This is a genomic window from Cellulomonas sp. P24, from assembly GCF_024704385.1.
In the GTDB taxonomy this organism is placed as follows: domain Bacteria; phylum Actinomycetota; class Actinomycetes; order Actinomycetales; family Cellulomonadaceae; genus JAJDFX01.
Genome location: NZ_JAJDFX010000002.1, coordinates 2,162,159 through 2,177,974, shown reverse-complemented (window position 1 = coordinate 2,177,974; position 15,816 = coordinate 2,162,159). Strand labels below are relative to the sequence as shown.

General features: G+C 68.0%; 13 protein-coding genes and 2 pseudogenes. 8 read left to right on the top strand and 7 right to left on the bottom strand.

The window, feature by feature from the left end:
- Window positions 1–74: 74 nt before the first annotated feature.
- The 6 genes and pseudogenes from gyrB to dnaA all read right to left on the bottom strand — a co-directional run bounded on the left by gyrB (window position 75) and on the right by dnaA (window position 8,202).
- A pseudogene (gene gyrB / locus LJB74_RS10115) lies at window positions 75–2,113 on the bottom strand (DNA topoisomerase (ATP-hydrolyzing) subunit B).
- 172 nt (window positions 2,114–2,285) lie between these two features.
- On the bottom strand, window positions 2,286–2,891 hold the full coding sequence (locus LJB74_RS10110; RefSeq protein ID WP_259308412.1) for a DUF721 domain-containing protein: 606 nt from the start codon (window positions 2,889–2,891) through the stop codon (window positions 2,286–2,288).
- On the bottom strand, window positions 2,881–4,158 hold the full coding sequence (gene recF, locus LJB74_RS10105) for a DNA replication/repair protein RecF (protein ID WP_259308411.1): 1,278 nt from the start codon (window positions 4,156–4,158) through the stop codon (window positions 2,881–2,883). The genes LJB74_RS10110 and recF overlap by 11 nt, the downstream gene beginning before the upstream one ends.
- A gap of 23 nt (window positions 4,159–4,181) precedes the next feature.
- Entirely contained in the window at window positions 4,182–5,078 is an 897-nt protein-coding gene (gene gnd / locus LJB74_RS10100) for a phosphogluconate dehydrogenase (NAD(+)-dependent, decarboxylating) (RefSeq protein WP_259308410.1), read from the bottom strand.
- Window positions 5,079–5,111: 33 nt separating this feature from the next.
- Window positions 5,112–6,242, bottom strand: coding sequence for a DNA polymerase III subunit beta (dnaN, locus tag LJB74_RS10095; RefSeq protein WP_259308409.1), 1,131 nt, complete (start codon window positions 6,240–6,242; stop codon window positions 5,112–5,114).
- A 436-nt stretch (window positions 6,243–6,678) separates the two neighbouring features.
- Entirely contained in the window at window positions 6,679–8,202 is a 1,524-nt protein-coding gene (dnaA, locus tag LJB74_RS10090; protein WP_259308408.1) for a chromosomal replication initiator protein DnaA, read from the bottom strand.
- Between the two features lie 470 nt (window positions 8,203–8,672).
- On the opposite strand from dnaA, the gene rpmH reads away from it, so the two are divergent.
- The 8 genes and pseudogenes from rpmH to LJB74_RS10050 form a co-directional block, all read left to right on the top strand.
- On the top strand, window positions 8,673–8,810 hold the full coding sequence (gene rpmH / locus LJB74_RS10085) for a 50S ribosomal protein L34 (RefSeq protein WP_109131294.1): 138 nt from the start codon (window positions 8,673–8,675) through the stop codon (window positions 8,808–8,810).
- A gap of 8 nt (window positions 8,811–8,818) precedes the next feature.
- The gene (rnpA, locus tag LJB74_RS10080; RefSeq protein ID WP_259308407.1) at window positions 8,819–9,172 is read left to right on the top strand and encodes a ribonuclease P protein component; all 354 of its coding nucleotides are present in this window, start codon (window positions 8,819–8,821) and stop codon (window positions 9,170–9,172) included.
- Window positions 9,169–9,570 carry a membrane protein insertion efficiency factor YidD gene (gene yidD / locus LJB74_RS10075; protein ID WP_310650838.1) on the top strand — a complete coding sequence of 134 codons (402 nt, stop codon included), beginning with the start codon at window positions 9,169–9,171 and terminating at the stop codon, window positions 9,568–9,570. The genes rnpA and yidD overlap by 4 nt, the downstream gene beginning before the upstream one ends.
- Window positions 9,571–9,660: 90 nt before the next feature.
- The gene (gene yidC, locus LJB74_RS10070; RefSeq protein ID WP_259308406.1) at window positions 9,661–10,722 is read left to right on the top strand and encodes a membrane protein insertase YidC; all 1,062 of its coding nucleotides are present in this window, start codon (window positions 9,661–9,663) and stop codon (window positions 10,720–10,722) included.
- A 42-nt stretch (window positions 10,723–10,764) separates the two neighbouring features.
- A complete protein-coding gene (locus LJB74_RS10065) occupies window positions 10,765–11,283 on the top strand; it encodes a R3H domain-containing nucleic acid-binding protein (RefSeq protein WP_259308405.1) in 519 nt (172 codons plus the stop codon).
- Window positions 11,284–12,565: 1,282 nt separating this feature from the next.
- The gene (rsmG, locus tag LJB74_RS10060; protein ID WP_310650837.1) at window positions 12,566–13,402 is read left to right on the top strand and encodes a 16S rRNA (guanine(527)-N(7))-methyltransferase RsmG; all 837 of its coding nucleotides are present in this window, start codon (window positions 12,566–12,568) and stop codon (window positions 13,400–13,402) included.
- Window positions 13,403–13,734: 332 nt separating this feature from the next.
- Entirely contained in the window at window positions 13,735–14,754 is a 1,020-nt protein-coding gene (locus LJB74_RS10055; protein WP_310650836.1) for a ParA family protein, read from the top strand.
- Window positions 14,751–15,611, top strand: a pseudogene (locus LJB74_RS10050) (ParB/RepB/Spo0J family partition protein); the annotation flags it as partial. The gene LJB74_RS10055 and the pseudogene LJB74_RS10050, both read left to right, overlap by 4 nt.
- Here LJB74_RS10050 and LJB74_RS20855 read toward each other — a convergent pair.
- A complete protein-coding gene (locus LJB74_RS20855) occupies window positions 15,566–15,805 on the bottom strand; it encodes a VirB8/TrbF family protein (RefSeq protein WP_396125227.1) in 240 nt (79 codons plus the stop codon). The pseudogene LJB74_RS10050 and the gene LJB74_RS20855 sit on opposite strands and share 46 nt — an antisense overlap.
- Window positions 15,806–15,816: the final 11 nt, after the last annotated feature.

Here is a 15,816-nt window from a genome sequence, read left to right as displayed (position 1 = left end):
CGCTCACGGTCTACCTCGTCTCGCGTGGTTCTGATGGGTCCTGGCTCGATGTGCGGCCCGTCCGGGCCGCCCGATCAGATGTCCAGGAACCGCACGTCCTTGGCGTTGCGCTGGATGAAGGTCCGACGGGACTCCACGTCCTCGCCCATGAGGGTCGAGAAGGTGTCGTCTGCAGCGGCCGCGTCGTCCAGCGTGACCTGCAGCAGGGTGCGGTGCTCCGGGGACATCGTGGTCTCCCAGAGCTCGGAGTAGTCCATCTCGCCGAGACCCTTGTACCGCTGGATCGCGTTCTCCTTGGGGATCCGCTTTCCGGAGGCCTGGCCGGCGACCAGGTACGCGTCACGCTCCCGGTCCGAGTACACGTAGTCGTGGTCGGCGTTCGACCACTTGATCCGGTACAGCGGCGGCTGGGCGAGGTACACGAAGCCCCCTGGATCAGCGGGCGCATGTAGCGGAACAGCAGCGTCAGCAGCAGGGTGCGGATGTGCTGGCCGTCGACGTCGGCATCGGCCATCAGGACGATCTTGTGGTAGCGCAGCTTCTCGATGTCGAAGTCCTCGCCGATCCCGGTCCCGAAGGCCGTGATCAGCGCCTGCACCTCCTGATTGCCCAGGGCGCGGTCGAGTCGCGCGCGCTCGACGTTGAGGATCTTCCCGCGGATCGGCAGGATCGCCTGCGTGCGCGGGTTGCGTCCACGCACGGCCGAACCGCCGGCCGAGTCACCCTCGACGATGAAGACCTCGCACTCCTCCGGGCGGTTCGACTGGCAGTCCTTGAGCTTGCCGGGCATACCGCCGGACTCGAGCAGTCCCTTGCGCCGGGTCGCCTCACGGGCCTTGCGGGCCGCCATCCGCGCACTCGCGGCCTGGATCGACTTGCGGATGACGTCGCGCGCCTCGGACGGGTGGGACTCGAGCCAGTTGCCGAGCTGGTCGTTGACGACCCGCTGCACGAAGGTCTTGGCCTCGGTGTTGCCGAGCTTGGTCTTCGTCTGCCCCTCGAACTGCGGCTCGCCGAGCTTGATCGAGAGCACCGCGGTGAGGCCCTCGCGGATGTCGTCACCCGTGAGGTTGTCGTCCTTCTCCTTGAGGAGGTTCTTCTCGCGCGCGTACCGGTTGACCAGCGACGTCATCGCGGCGCGGAAGCCTTCTTCGTGCGTGCCACCCTCGGTGGTGCTGATCGTGTTCGCGTAGGTGTGGACCGACTCCGAGTAGGCGGTGGTCCACTGCAGCGCGATCTCGACGGAGATCCGACGCTCGAGGTCCTCGGCCTCGAAGTCGATGATCTCGGGGTGCACCACGTCGACCTTCTTGGACGAGTTGAGGTGCTTCACGTAGTCGACCAGACCACCGTCGTAGCGGTAGGTCACCGTGTGGGCGTTCGACGGCGTGCGACCGTCCGCTCCGACGTTGATGTCGTCCTCGCCCGTGACCTCGTCCTCGGTGCCGATGTGCTCGGGCCGCTCGTCCGTGAGGCTGATCTGGAGACCCTTGTTGAGGAACGCCATCTGCTGGAAGCGCGCGCGCAACGTCTCGAAGTCGAAGTCGGTCGTCTCGAAGATGTCGCCGTTCGGCCAGAAGGTGATGATGGTGCCGGTACCGTCGGCGTCCTCGTCGCGCGAGAGCGGGGCCTGAGGCACGCCGTCCCGGTAGGACTGCCGCCAGACACTTCCGTCGACGCGGACCTCGACGTCCAGCGTCGTGGACAAGGCGTTGACGACGGAGACACCGACCCCGTGCAGACCGCCGGAGACGGCATAACCGCTGCCGCCGAACTTCCCACCGGCGTGCAGGACCGTCAGGACGACCTCGACGGCCGGCTTGCCCTCGCTCGCGACGATGCCGACCGGGATGCCGCGGCCGTTGTCGACGACTCGCACACCGCCGTCGGACAGGAGCGTGACCTCGATGTGGTCGCAGTAGCCGGCGAGGGCCTCGTCCACCGAGTTGTCCACGACCTCGTACACGAGGTGGTGCAGTCCGCGCTCGCCCGTGGAGCCGATGTACATGCCCGGTCGCTTGCGGACGGCTTCGAGGCCTTCGAGGACGGTGATGGCGCTGGCGTCGTATCCACCATCGCCGGGAAGATCGGTGGTGGAGCTCTGTTCAGCCACGGGTCGTGGTACTCCTCAAGTTCTCGCACACGCTCGGAAGGGCTCCGTCAGGACGGATCACCCCAACACACCGGGATTCCTGGCGCCAGCGCGCCGAGAAAGACCTTCACAGTCTACCTGTCGGATCGTCTCGGACGTCCTCGATGGCACAACTGTCCGACCCCTGTGGATCTCACCCATAGGTGTCGCGCGGTCCTCGCCCTCGCACACTGCGCCGACCACGTGTGAACCCGGGCCCTACCGGTCCGAGAACCTTCACCTCGCTCACGACGCCCTCACCCACGTCGTCGGCCAGCCGGCGGAGGAGCTGCGACGCGAGCACCTTGAGATTCGCGGCCCATGCCGTCGAGTCGGCGCGCACCAGGAGGACACCGTTCTCGAAGCTCTCGGGTGTGCAGTGGTCCGAGATCTCCTTCCCGACGACCTCGCTCCAGCGGCCGATCACCCCGCCGACCGAGACGTCCTGGACCCAGCCGCGGTCCCGCAGCAGGGCGGCGAGATTCTCCCCGACCAGCCGCGGATCCCGCCCGTCACGGCCCGGTGATCCCCGCGGAGGATCGAGAGGCGTCCGTCGACGTGCCTCCTGACCTGGTCGGATACCCCGCGCCTGCGCCGCTGCTCGCGCTCGGTTCAGCGCCGCGCGCGCGACCTCCGCCGGCGGGGTGAGGTCCACGAGCTCACCGACCGGGAGGCCGTCGTCGGCCGGGACCGGGGGGATCCCGTCGAGCTCCGGATCGTCGGCCGAGTCGCGGGGCGGATGACGTCGGTCAGCGGACACGGGTGACCGCACCGTCCATCACGTCGACGCGTGCACCTTCGAGCCTCTCCGGGACGTCGTCGGCGACGGCCGCGGTGATGAGGACCTGACGGGCCGGGGCGACGAGCTCGGCGAGCCGGTCCCGGCGCCGCACGTCGAGCTCAGCGAACACGTCGTCCAGGATCAGGACCGGTTCACCGTCGTCTCCGAGGTCCGCTATCCACAGGTCGTGAGCCTCGTTCGATGCCGCGGTGAGCCCGGTGGTCGGGTCGGAGGGTCGTCCGTCGTCGTGAGGTCGGGTCGCGATCCCGTCGGTGAGGAGCCGGTACGACGCGAGGCGAAGGGCCAGTGCGAACGACCACGACTCACCGTGACTGGCATAGCCCTTGGCGGGGAGACCCCCCAGGGTGAGCACGAGATCGTCACGATGCGGGCCGACCAGGCACACACCTCGGTCGATCTCCCGGGACCGGAGACGACCCATGGCGTCCATGAGCTGAGCCTCGAGCAGGTCGGCCGTGACGGTTCCACGTGGAACAGGACCGGACGGCACTCCTGCAGGACTGTCCTCGGCATCGACGAGCGTCGCGTCGAGCGACGACCGGTAGGAGATCTCTGCAGTTCCCTGACCCGAGCTGACCTGCTCGTACGCGTGTGCGACGTACGGGGCGAGGGCGCGGACCAGTGCCATCCGCATGGCGAGGATCTCTGCCCCGCTCCGGGCGAGCTTCGCGTCCCAGACATCGAGCGTGCGCAGGTCCATCCCTCCGCGCGAGGCGGCGGCCGCAGACTTGAGCAGGGCGCTGCGCTGCCGGACGATGCGCTCGTAGTCCGCGAGCACCCCCGACATGCGCGGTGTCACGAGCACGGCGAGATCATCCAGGAACCGACGACGCCCGTCGGGGTCCCCCTTGACGAGTCCGAGATCCTCCGGGGCGAACAGCACCGTGCGGAGGAGACCGAGCACATCCCGCACCCGCGGCACCGGCGACCCGTTGATCCGCGCGCGGTTGGCCTTGCCGGAGGTGATCTCGATCTCCGCCAGACGTGTCCGGTCACCCCGGACGACCTTCGCACGCACCACGGCACGGGAACATCCCGCCCTCACGAGCGCGGCATCGGTCGGGACTCGGTGACTCCCGAGCGTCGCGACGTATCCGACGGCCTCGACGAGGTTCGTCTTGCCCTGCCCGTTCGGCCCGACGAGGGCGGTCACTCCGGGCTCGAGCGGGAGCTCGACCGTCCGGTACGAGCGGAAGTCGGTCAGCGAGAGGTGGGAGACATACACCGCAGTGGTGGTGGACGACGCCGTCAGGCCGGCGGGGAAGCGGGCTTCACCGCGTGCCCGCCGAACTGCTGACGCAATGCGGCGACCGCCTTCATCGCCGGGGACGCACCCTGGCGGGAGGAGAACCGGGCGAACAGCGCGGCAGAGATCACCGGGAGCGGAACGGCCGCGTCGATCGCCTCGTCCACCGTCCAGCGACCCTCGCCGGAGTCCTCGACCCAGTCCTCGATCTCGGCGAGCTCGGGATCTTCCTCGAGAGCCTTGACGAGCAGCTCGAGCAGCCAGGACCGGACGACGGTGCCACGCGTCCACGCCTTCAAGGTTCCCGGGACGTTGGTGACGATGTCCTTGGCGTCGAGGAGTTCGAAACCCTCGGCGTAGGCCTGCATGAGGCCGTACTCGATGCCGTTGTGCACCATCTTGGCGTAGTGCCCGGCACCGACGGCACCGGCATGGACAAAGCCCTCGTCACGCGGGCCCTCGGGACGCAGCGCGTCGAACACCGGCATGAGGGCGTCCACGTCGCTGTCGGAACCACCCACCATGAGGCCGTACCCGTTCGCGAGGCCCCAGACGCCACCGGACACGCCGGCGTCGACGTAGCCGATCTTCTTCGTCGCGAGCTCGGCGGCGTGGACCGCGTCGTCGCCGAAGTGCGAGTTGCCACCGTCGACGACGATGTCGCCTTCACTGAGGAGCGTGCCGAGCTCGGTGACGACCACACGGGTGACCGCGCCGGCGGGCACCATGACCCACACGATGCGGCGACCTGGGGGAAGGGCCTCGACCAGTGCCGCCAGGGACGGGACGTCGGACACATCCGGGTTGTTGTCGTACCCCGTGATGTCGATGTCGGCGTTGCGCAGACGGGTGCGCATGTTCGCGCCCATCTTGCCCAGACCCACCAGTCCGATGTGCATGGTTGTCCCTTCCTCGAGCACCTACGACGGTCGTCAGCTGGCGAAACGGATCGGAACCAGCAGGTAGCGGTAGTCCGAGGCGTCTTCGCCGTCGAGCGTCTCCTGGCCGGTGAACTCGACCGGCTTGTTCGGGTGCGTGAAGGACAGCCGGACGAACGTCGTGGTCAGTGCACTCAGCCCGTCCTGGAGGAACTGCGGGTTGAACGCCACCGAGATGTCCTCACCGACGAGGACGGACTCGAGCGCCTCGGACGCTTGGGCGTCGTCCCCCTGACCGGCGTCGAGGACGACCTGGCCCTGCGTGAAGCTGAGGCGGATCGGCGTGTTCCGTTCGGCGACGAGCGCGACGCGCTTGGCCGCTTCGGCGAGGGCGTGCGTCGAGACCACCGCGTGGATGGGGGTCTCGTCAGGGAACAACCGGCGCACCGCGGGGTAGTCGCCGTCGACGAGCAGCGACGTCGTGTGCCGTCCGGCGGCCTCGAAGCCGATGAGATCGATGCCTGTCCCGGTGGCAAGGGCGATGTTCACGGTCTGGGAGCCGCCGAGAGACTTCGCGACATCCGACAACGTCCGGGCCCTCACGAGTGCCACGGCCGACATGTCCGGTGTGGCCGGCCGCCAGGTGAGCTCGCGCAACGCGAGGCGGTACCGGTCGGTGGCGAGCAGAGTGATCTTCTCGCCCTCGATCTCCATCCGGACTCCGGTGAGGAGCGGAAGGGTGTCGTCCCGGCTCGCGGCGACGGTCACCTGTGCGACCGCCTGCGTGAGCTCGTCGCCGTCGACGGTCCCACTGATCGAGGGCATCACCGGCAGAGCGGGGTACTCGTCGACGGGCATCGTCAGGAGGGTGAACCGGCTGGCGCCGCAGGTGACGGTGACCTTCGAGCCGTCGAGGACGACGTCGACGGGCTTCGCCGGCAGCGCACGCGAGATCTCCGCCAGGAGTCGGCCGGACACGAGCACGACGCCGGGCTCGGAGACCTCGGCAGGGATCTCGGACCGTGCCGAGACCTCGTAGTCGAAGCTCGAGAGGTGCAGGGTGCCAGCGGCGTCGGCCTCGATGCGTACGCCTGCGAGGACCGGGACAGGGGGTCGGCTCGGCAGGGTTCGGGCGGTCCAGGTGACGGCGTCGGCCAGGACATCACGCTCGACGCGGAACTTCATCAGACACCCCTTCTTCGACGCCCGACGGCAACGGCACGTCACGGGCTGCAGCGAAGACTACGCGAGTGAGGGAGCCATCGGTACCGATCATGACCGGTGTATGACCCTGGTCGCGCAAGCCCCCATGACGGTGTTGTGGATCTCTTCCGACAAGAATGTTCGTCATCGTAGTAGCAGGTGTGTGTTCTGTGGATCGTCGGTGATGTTGCAGGTCAGGCGGGAGATCGTCGTGTGGACGGTCGGGGGACGGCGCTCCGGTCGTGCTGTGGGGAGCAGTGGACGGTCGGGGCACCGTGCTGCGGTGTTCACCGGTAGGTGGGGTGATGTCCACATGGCATGGGGCAGTTGTCCACCGTTGTCCACAGACTTACCCACAGGTGTGAACAGTCGTCCCATCGATTTCTCAGGTTCGCATTGAACCTCTCGACGGAACGCGTCAGCCGCGCTGCTGCTGCTTGATGCGGTTCGTGAGCTCGGAGACCTGGTTGTAGACCGAGCGCCGTTCCGCCATGAGCTCGCGGATCTTGCGGTTGGCGTGCATGACGGTCGTGTGGTCCCGGCCGCCGAACGCCTGCCCGATCTTCGGCAGGGAGAGGTCGGTCAGCTCCCGGCACAGGTACATGGCGATCTGGCGTGCCGTGACGAGGACGCGCGATCGCGACGAGCCGCAGAGGTCCTCGATGGTCAGCCCGAAGTACGCAGCGGTCTGCCCGATCACGGCCGTGGCGGTGATCTCGGCGGCGTTGTCGTCGGTGATGAGGTCGCGGAGCACGATCTCGGCGAGCGAGAGGTCGACGTGCTGGCGGTTGAGATTCGCGAATGCCGTCACGCGGATGAGTGCGCCCTCGAGCTCGCGGATGTTCGTCGAGATCTTCGAGGCGATGTACTCGAGGACGTCGTCGGGAGCCTGGAGGTTCTCGCTGCCGGCCTTCTTGCGAAGGATCGCGATGCGGGTCTCGAGGTCCGGCGGCTGGACGTCGGTGATGAGTCCCCACTCGAACCGCGATCGCATGCGGTCCTCGAAGCCGTTCAGCTGCTTCGGCGGCAGGTCGGAGGTGATCACGACCTGTTTGTTCGCGTTGTGGAGCGTGTTGAAGGTGTGGAAGAACTCCTCCATCGTCTGTTCCTTGCCCTGCAGGAACTGGATGTCGTCGATCAGCAGGACGTCGACGTCCCGGTAGCGCCGTTGGAAGGCTCCGGCCTTCTCGTCGCGGATCGAGTTGATGAAGTCGTTCGTGAACTCCTCGGAGTTGACGTACCGGACGCGCACGCTCGGGTAGAGGTTCTGTGCGTAGTGGCCGATCGCGTGCAGGAGGTGCGTCTTGCCCAACCCGGAGTCGCCGTAGATGAAGAGCGGGTTGTAGGCCTTCGCGGGCGCCTCGGCCACGGCGACGGCCGCGGCATGGGCGAACCGGTTGGACGAGCCGATGACGAAGGTCTCGAAGAGGTACTTCTTGTTGAGCCGGGCCGGCTCGGCGGCCGGACGCCGGTTGCTGACCGGCTGGGTGGAGAACGGCGAGCGAGGGCGCTCGTCCGGGAACTGCTCGCGGCTCGGATAGGTGGAGGAGCCGGAGTCCGGGCGGGTCGAGCCGTTCGACGGGGTTCGTTCGTGGGCCTCGGCGGTGCGTGTGCTCGCGGTGTCGCCGTGGGTCAGTGCGGGTCGCGAGGTGTGGTCGGTCGTCTGGACCGGAGCGACGTCGGGGTCGATCGTGATGGCGAACCGTGCCTCGCGGCCGAGGACCTCGGTGAGCGCCGACGTGATCTCGACCCGCGCGCGGGTCTCGAGGTACTCCTTGGTGAGGTCGTTCCCGACCGCGAGAAGCATCGTGCCGTCGAGCAGACCGAGAGGGACGGCGAGCTTCACGAAGGCGAGCTGGCGAGGGGTGATGTCAGGACTGTCCTGCAGCTCGCGGACCGCTCTGTCCCAGATCGCTGGGATCTGGTCGTCCTGTGGAGACACTGTTTACCTCGCCGCCCTGATCGTTCGTCAGGCTGCAGTCTCGCACGCGCACCGGTAATCCACACCTTTATCCACAACCTGTGTGGTGGGGACGGCGGCAGAGGGGTTTTCGTCCCTCGGATCTGTGGACAACTCTCGCCACTGGGGAGTGTAGTCCTTCCGATCCTTGGTCTGGCACCGGCCATTCGGGTGACGCATCGGAGTGATGGCGGGGGTGGTCGGGCGGGTCCCGGCCCGGCGGGGTGCGGGTACGGTGATCGAGCTGGTTTGACCGCCGCTCTCGGCAGAGCGTAATGTTGAGAGGCCCTTCTGCGCCGTCTTCAGCGCGCGCGTCCTCGGACGCCGCAGGCACCGTGAACTCGCACGCATGACGTGCGCGAACCGCTGGTGAGGACGACGTTCGGGGCCAACAGACCTGGCACGCGTCCGTACGGACGGGTGCTACTTCCCCGAAGCAGTTGGAGACACTCGTGAGCAAGCGGACCTTTCAGCCGAACAACCGGCGCCGGGCCAAGACCCATGGCTTCCGCCTGCGTATGCGGACCCGTGCCGGCCGCGCGATCCTTGCTGCTCGTCGGCGCAAGGGCCGCGAGGAACTCTCGGCCTGACCCTCTCGGTGCTCCCCGCCCGGCACCGGATGCGTCGCTCGGCTGATTTTCAGCGGGCGGTGCGGTCCGGGTCTCGTGCGGGACGTGAGAGCTTGGTCGTGCACATGATGACGCGAACCGACCCCGGATCTGGTCCGGTGGTCGGTTTCGTCGTGTCCAAGGCCGTCGGGAACGCAGTGACGCGGAACCTCGTCAAGAGGCGGCTCAGAGCGGCGGTCCACGGGCACCTCGACGAGCTTCCCGCCGACGTCGGGATCGTGGTCCGCGCCCTTCCACCGAGCGCCGATCGAACCTTCGCTCAGCTCGAGGGCGACCTCGAGGGTGCGATGCGCACCGCCGCACGACGTCGGGGCTTGCGATGACAGCGCGGACCGGGGGAGCGCGGGCTGTCGCGGTGATGCGGGTGGTGGTGAGGATCCCCGGGCAGCTCATCATCCTGGCGTTGCGCGGGTACCAGAAGTACATCTCGCCGATGACGCCGCCGACCTGCAAGTACTACCCGTCGTGCTCGCAGTACGCGGTGATCGCGGTGCAGCGGCACGGCCTGCTCCGGGGGGTGCCGATGGCCGTCTGGCGAGTACTCCGGTGCAACCCGTGGAGCGCCGGTGGTGTGGACGACGTGCCGGAGAAGGTCGCTCGCGAACACCGTCACGGGCACGTGAACGACGGGTCGTCCGGAGCGGATTCCCCGGAGGGCACTCCCATGGTTGAGACTGTGCCGCAGGAACCCACGTCGCGGGGTCGTGCAGACGTGTCATGAGATCGACAGGCGTGAGCGAGTGCGCCTCGTGTGAAGCCTGACGGGCGCGGCAGAGAGCCGCGGTCCGGACCGACTTGAGGGAGCTAGTTGATGGACCTGTTCAAGATCCTCTACCCGATCGAATGGGTGGTCGCATGGATCATGGTGCAGTTCCATGCGCTGTTCCGCATCCTCGGTCTGAACCCGGCGTCGGGCGCCGCCTGGGCGCTGTCGATCGTCGGCCTCGTCGTCGTCATCCGGGTGATGCTGATCCCGCTGTTCGTCCGGCAGATCCGCGCGTCGCGAGGCATGCAGCTCCTCGCGCCGGAGATGCAGGCGATCCAGAAGAAGTACAAGGGGAAGTCTGACCCCGCATCTCGTGAGGCGATGAGCCGCGAGACGATGGAGCTGTACAAGAAGCACAACACGAACCCGCTTGCGTCATGCTTGCCGATCCTGGCGCAGTCCCCGATCTTCTTCGCTCTCTTCCGGGTGCTCAACAGTCTGCAGAACATCGCCTCCGGTCAGCAGGACCCGATCGGCGTCATGACCAAGGAGCTCGCTTCCCAGGCCGAGAAGGCCACCCTGTTCGGAGCACCGCTGTCGTCGACGTTCGTGAAGGCGGCGGACCTCGGCTCGCTCGCGGGGAACGTCAGGTTCGTCACGATCCTGCTGATCGTCGCGATGTCGATCACGACGTTCACGACGCAACGCCAGCTCACGATGAAGAACATGCCGGCGTCGGCGCTCCAGGGTCCGATGGCTCAGCAGCAGAAGATGCTCCTGTACGTCCTGCCGCTGGTCTTCGCGTTCTCGGGCGTGAACTTCCCGATCGGTGTGCTGATCTACTGGACCACGACGAACGTCTGGTCGATGGGGCAGCAGTTCTACACGATCCGCCGGATGCCGGCGCCGGGATCCGAGGCAGAGCGGATGCTGAAGGAGCGCCAGGCACGCAAGGGGAAGGTGCAGGGTCAGGTCTCCGCAGGTCCGGAGCTTCCGGCGATCGAGGAGCCGGCCCGGGGTCAGCGCGTGCAGCCGAAGCGCAAGGACCGCCAGAAGAAGCGGGCACCGGGTGAGGGACCGTCGACCGACAGCGGAATGTCGGAGGAGTCATCGGACCCGGACGACGGCGAGGCCGGCTCGACGGGTACCACCAAGCCGAAGAAGTAGCGCTGACCACGAGGTCGTGCGCCATGCCAGGAGGAACAAGCAATGGCAGCATCCGCTGAGCAGGGCACCACTCCCGTCGAACCGCCGGCGACCCGTCGCCTCGAAGAGGAGGGTGAGATCGCCGCCGACTACCTCGAGGAGCTCCTCGACATCGCGGACCTCGACGGCGACATCGACATCGACATCGAGCACGGCCGGGCTGCGGTCGCGGTGGTCGCGGACGGCGGGTCCGAGCGGGCACTGCGACGCCTTGCGGGCAAGGACGGAGAGGTCCTGGACGCGCTGCAGGAGCTGACACGTCTGGCCGTGCAGGCGAAGACTGGTGAGCGGAGTCGGTTGATGCTCGACGTCGCGGGCTACCGCGCCGGTCGCCGCGTCGAGCTCGTCAAGGTCGCTGAGGCGGCGATCGCTCAGGTCAGGGAGACCGGTGCGTCGGTCGCCCTTGAGCCGATGAACCCGTTCGAGCGGAAAGTCGTGCACGATGCCGTCGCAGATGCCGGCCTCGTGAGCGACTCCGACGGTGTGGAGCCGATGCGGCACGTCGTGGTGCGGCCCGCCTGACGTTGCCGTGTCCTGGGCGTTCCCCGTCGGCACCGCGCCGTGGTCGAGCTCCCGGGCGGCGTCGCGCCCAGGTCGCGGTGCGGTGCGTGGTGAGACAACGTCCGGGACCCTCCCGCCGCCGCGTGGCGGGTCCGTCTTGACCGGGTCGGCAGGTGGATGTTTCACGTGGAACGGACGTTCTGACCATGACGTCGGCGTCGGCGCGCGGGGCTGATGTTCGCCGTGGTGATCCAGATGGGATGGGGTCGGCCAACAGGGCTGGTGGACCCATCGCGATGCTCCCCCGAGCACCCGAGGCGACTCTGGGACGTCCGGACTCCTGAGGCGTCCGGCTCCGTCGTGCGAGTGTCCGATGGCGTTCGTCGACGCGAGGGGCCCGCGTCGACGCGCGGGCGGGTGCAGACGTCCGTTGGGGGGAGTGGACCCGTCGGGTTGCCGCGGGTGTCACTGGGCGGAGGAGCGCGAGGCTGGTCGGCCGACGGCGAGGTTCTCGGTGGGAACGCGTAGGTCGTGCGCCGAGCGGGGATCCTCTCAGGGGCGCCGCGAGTCAGCGTCCTCCCGTGTGGCAGCGTGAGGTAGGTGGCCGTTCGCTGACGTTTCACGTGAAACAGGGAATGCGGAAGTCGTTGGACGAGTGGAGCCGTGGCCAGGCCCGATCCGGGGTGTGAGCCGGTCAGCGGGCCGCTATGGAGACGAGAGCGTTGCTCGAGCTCGAGCTCGCGGTCGAGCTCGCGGTCGTGGTCGTGGGCGTGCTGGTCGCTCGTTGGACACCGGAGCGCGCAGCTCTAGGCCGTCTCAGTGACCGGTGGTGTGAGAGATCACATCGGCGCGACCGCATCCCGCGGGGGTCGGCTGAGGAAGTGACGGGTCTGGGTAGTGCCCGCACAGTTGCCTGATGACGGCGACGGCGCGCGGCGCGGTTGCCACCCGATGTGTCGACGAGCCATGCGATGAGACATCAAGTACCGGGTCCAGCGCTATGGGAGTGAAGCACGACGGGCTCGTCGTTGCTCCTCCCATGGAGGCGCAGCGCGTCTCGAGCCACGGGATGCGGTCTGCCTCGGCGGGGCATGGCGGCGGCCGGTCTGGTACGGCGCCTTGGGCGCTCCGGTGGTCGGGGACGGGCCGGTGAGACGAGGGCGCTGTCACCGGAGTCGCGCTGTCGACCTCGGCCCGCACGTCAGCGAGTCCCATGGGTGCACGGCGGCCGGGCACTCACGAGGGTGCCCGTTCGTCTTCGCAAGATGTTGGTGCCCGAGGACACCGGCCGGCATGAAAGACTGTGTTTCACGTGAAACCTCGTCGGCACCGAGAGGACTGCGGCGCGCGGCGCGCGGCTCCCGGAGTGCGCTCGGTCGGGACGCGCCGGCGCGTGACTGGACCGGACGTGGAGCGGCCTCGCGTCGGCCGTGCAGGCCTTCACGGCGGATTGTCCAGACAAGTCGAACCAGATGCAGGAGTGTGTGTGAGCCGAGCTGACGATCCTGCTGTGGCGGACTTCCTCGGGGTGTCGCTTCCGACGATCTCCCGCTTTGCGGAGCTCCTGGCTGATCAGGGGGTGCTTCGTGGACTGATCGGTCCCCGCGAGGTACCGATCCTGTGGGAGCGTCATCTGCTCAACTCGGCGTCCATCGTGCCGTACCTCCCGGAGTCCGGCCGGGTGATCGACGTCGGCTCGGGCGCCGGCCTCCCCGGGATTGTCATCGCCGCGATGCGTCCGACCCTGGAGGTCGTCCTCGTCGAGTCCATGGATCGGCGGACGATCTGGCTGCACGATGTCGTGTCGGAACTCGGGCTCACCAATGTCGAGATTCTGCGTGCTCGAGCCGAGGATCTCCACGGATCCCTGCAAGGGGACGTTGTCACCGCGCGCGCCGTTGCGCCGCTGGACCGACTGGTTCAGTGGGCTCTCCCTCTCCTGCGGGCCGGCGGACAGCTCCTGGCGATCAAGGGGCAGGCAGCACCCGCCGAGGTGGAGAAGGCCGCGAAGCAGATTCGCGCGCTCGGCGGCGGGCGCGCAGAGGTGCTTCGCGCGGCGACCGTCAAGGGTGTGGACGAGACGACGATCGTGAGGATCGTGAGAGAGACTGTGCGCGAGTCTCGTCGCCGTGGCTCGTGACGTCGAGTGGTCTGCGGTGGCGTCGTGCGCGAGGGGTACCCGACACTCGGGCGCGTGCGGACCAGGACGGTTGGCTGAGGTGAACGCCACGACCGGGGCGATGTTTCACGTGGAACGAGCGCGAACAGCACTTGGCGGCTCGGACGACCCGCGGAGGTTCCGCCCGTGGGGGAACGGCAGGACAAGATGACGCGACGGGTGGTGGCTGGTGAGTGACGACGGGCAGGGCACGCGGGCGAACGACAACGGTGGGGTGCGGTCCGTGACGACGTCGAACGATCACCACGAGGAGGCGCGTCGCGCGGCGCTGGTGGAGAGCCTTCCTGCAGTGGATGAGTCGACCCCCCCTCGCTGCGCAGCTGCACCTGGACGCTCAGCGACGGATCCGGCTCTCCGGTCGGCAGTTCGACCGACCCGCGCAGACTCGCGTGATCACGATCGCCAACCAGAAGGGCGGCGTCGGGAAGACGACAACGACCGTCAATCTCGCCGCGGCCCTCGCCCAGTCCGGGCTGAACGTCCTCGTGCTCGACAACGACCCGCAGGGGAATGCGTCCACCGCGCTCGGCGTCGAGCACCGATCAGGGACCCCGTCGATCTACGAGGTACTGGTCGACGGCGCACCGATGGCTGAGGCCGTCCAGCAGTGCCCCGACGTTCCGCGGCTCCTCTGTGTCCCGGCGACGATCGACCTGTCCGGGGCGGAGATCGAGCTCGTCTCACTCGTCGCGCGAGAGACCCGGCTGCGGAACGCGCTCGACGCGTATCTCCAGCATCGGGCAGCGACTGGCCAGGCACGCATCGACTACGTGCTCGTCGACTGTCCACCGAGCCTCGGACTGCTCACCGTGAACGCCTTCGTCGTCGGACACGAGGTCCTGATCCCGATCCAGTGCGAGTACTACGCCCTCGAGGGGCTCAGCCAGCTGCTGAAGACGATCCAGCTCATCCAGGCGCACCTGAATCCCGAGCTGCACGTGTCGACGATCCTGCTCACGATGTTCGACGCACGGACCAACCTCGCCCAGCAGGTCGCGGCGGAGGTTCGGGAGCACTTCCCCGAGGTCACGCTCAAGACGACGGTGCCGCGTTCGGTCCGCATCTCCGAGGCGCCGAGCTACGGCCAGACCGTCATGACCTACGACCCGGGTTCAACAGGAGCGCTCGCGTATCTCGAGGCGGCCAGAGAGCTCACGGAGCAGGGACGCCCACAGACGTCGACCGATGAGCAGGCGAGCACACGACACGCGCCGGCATCGCCGCACGGGCCGTTCGCGGTGGCAGCATCGACGTCACACGATCAACACGCACAGGAACGTCTCGAGCCGGGTAGTCATCAGGAGGACCAGTGAGCGAGAAGCGGCGCGGACTCGGACGGGGACTCGGTGCGCTGATCCCTTCGGGGAGCGATGCGCAACGCCCCGTTGACGTCTTCTTCCCGGACAACCAGGGTGCTGCAGCGGCGCGCGCACGCGGGCCGTTGGTCGTCGAGGAGCGTGAGGATGCCGCGCTTTCTGGCGAGCACGCCATCGTCGTTTCACGTGAAACAACGACAGGCATTGCCGCCGACGAGGCCACGGGGGGCGGGAACGGCCAGTCGTCCGCTCCCGAGGGCGACGGCACACGGTCGGGAGCCGGCGACGCGGCACACCCGACGTCGACCGGGCTTCTCCCTGTGCCAGGTGCGCACTTCGCGGAGATCCCGGTCTCGGCGATCCGGCCGAACGCGAGGCAGCCACGCACGGTCTTCGATGAGGACGCTCTGGCGGAACTTGTCGGGTCGATCACCGAGGTGGGAGTCCTTCAGCCCATCGTCGTGCGGCCGAGCGAGGACGGCGCCGCTTCCTACGAGCTGATCATGGGCGAGCGCCGGTGGCGCGCCTCGATCGAGGCCGGCCTCGACACCATTCCGGCAATCGTGCGCGACACCGAGGACGAGGCCCTTCTCCGTGACGCGCTGCTTGAGAACCTCCACCGGAGTCAGCTGAACCCTCTCGAGGAAGCCGCGGCCTATCAGCAGCTCCTCGACGACTTCGGCTGCACCCACGAGGAGCTCGCCACTCGGATCCATCGGTCGCGCCCCCAGATCTCGAACACGATCCGCCTCCTTCGGCTGCCGCCGCTCGTGCAGCGCCGCGTAGCGGCCGGCGTGCTCTCGGCCGGTCATGCCCGAGCCCTCCTGGGTCTCGTCGACGGTGCGGCGATCGAACGGCTCGCCCAGCGGATCGTCGCCGAAGGCCTGTCGGTGCGTGCGACCGAGGAGATCGTGACGCTCGGAGGGGACGCCGAGCCGAAGGCCGCACCGCGGCGGCCCCGCGCCGGTGAGCGCAACAGCGCCCTCGACGACCTCGCGGCACGGTTGTCGGACCAGTTCGAGACGCGGGTGAAGATCGCCCTCGGCAAGACCAAGGGTC

Bases quoted from the DNA above. Each gene is read 5' to 3' on its own strand.
- gnd (WP_259308410.1), bottom strand. From the start codon at position 5,078: ATGCACATCGGACTGGTGGGTCTGGGCAAGATGGGCGCGAACATGCGC.
- dnaN (WP_259308409.1), bottom strand. From the start codon at position 6,242: ATGAAGTTCCGCGTCGAGCGTGATGTCCTGGCCGACGCCGTCACCTGG.
- yidD (WP_310650838.1), top strand. From the start codon at position 9,169: ATGACAGCGCGGACCGGGGGAGCGCGGGCTGTCGCGGTGATGCGGGTG.
- yidC (WP_259308406.1), top strand. From the start codon at position 9,661: ATGGACCTGTTCAAGATCCTCTACCCGATCGAATGGGTGGTCGCATGG.
- LJB74_RS10065 (WP_259308405.1), top strand. From the start codon at position 10,765: ATGGCAGCATCCGCTGAGCAGGGCACCACTCCCGTCGAACCGCCGGCG.
- LJB74_RS10055 (WP_310650836.1), top strand. From the start codon at position 13,735: ATGAGTCGACCCCCCCTCGCTGCGCAGCTGCACCTGGACGCTCAGCGA.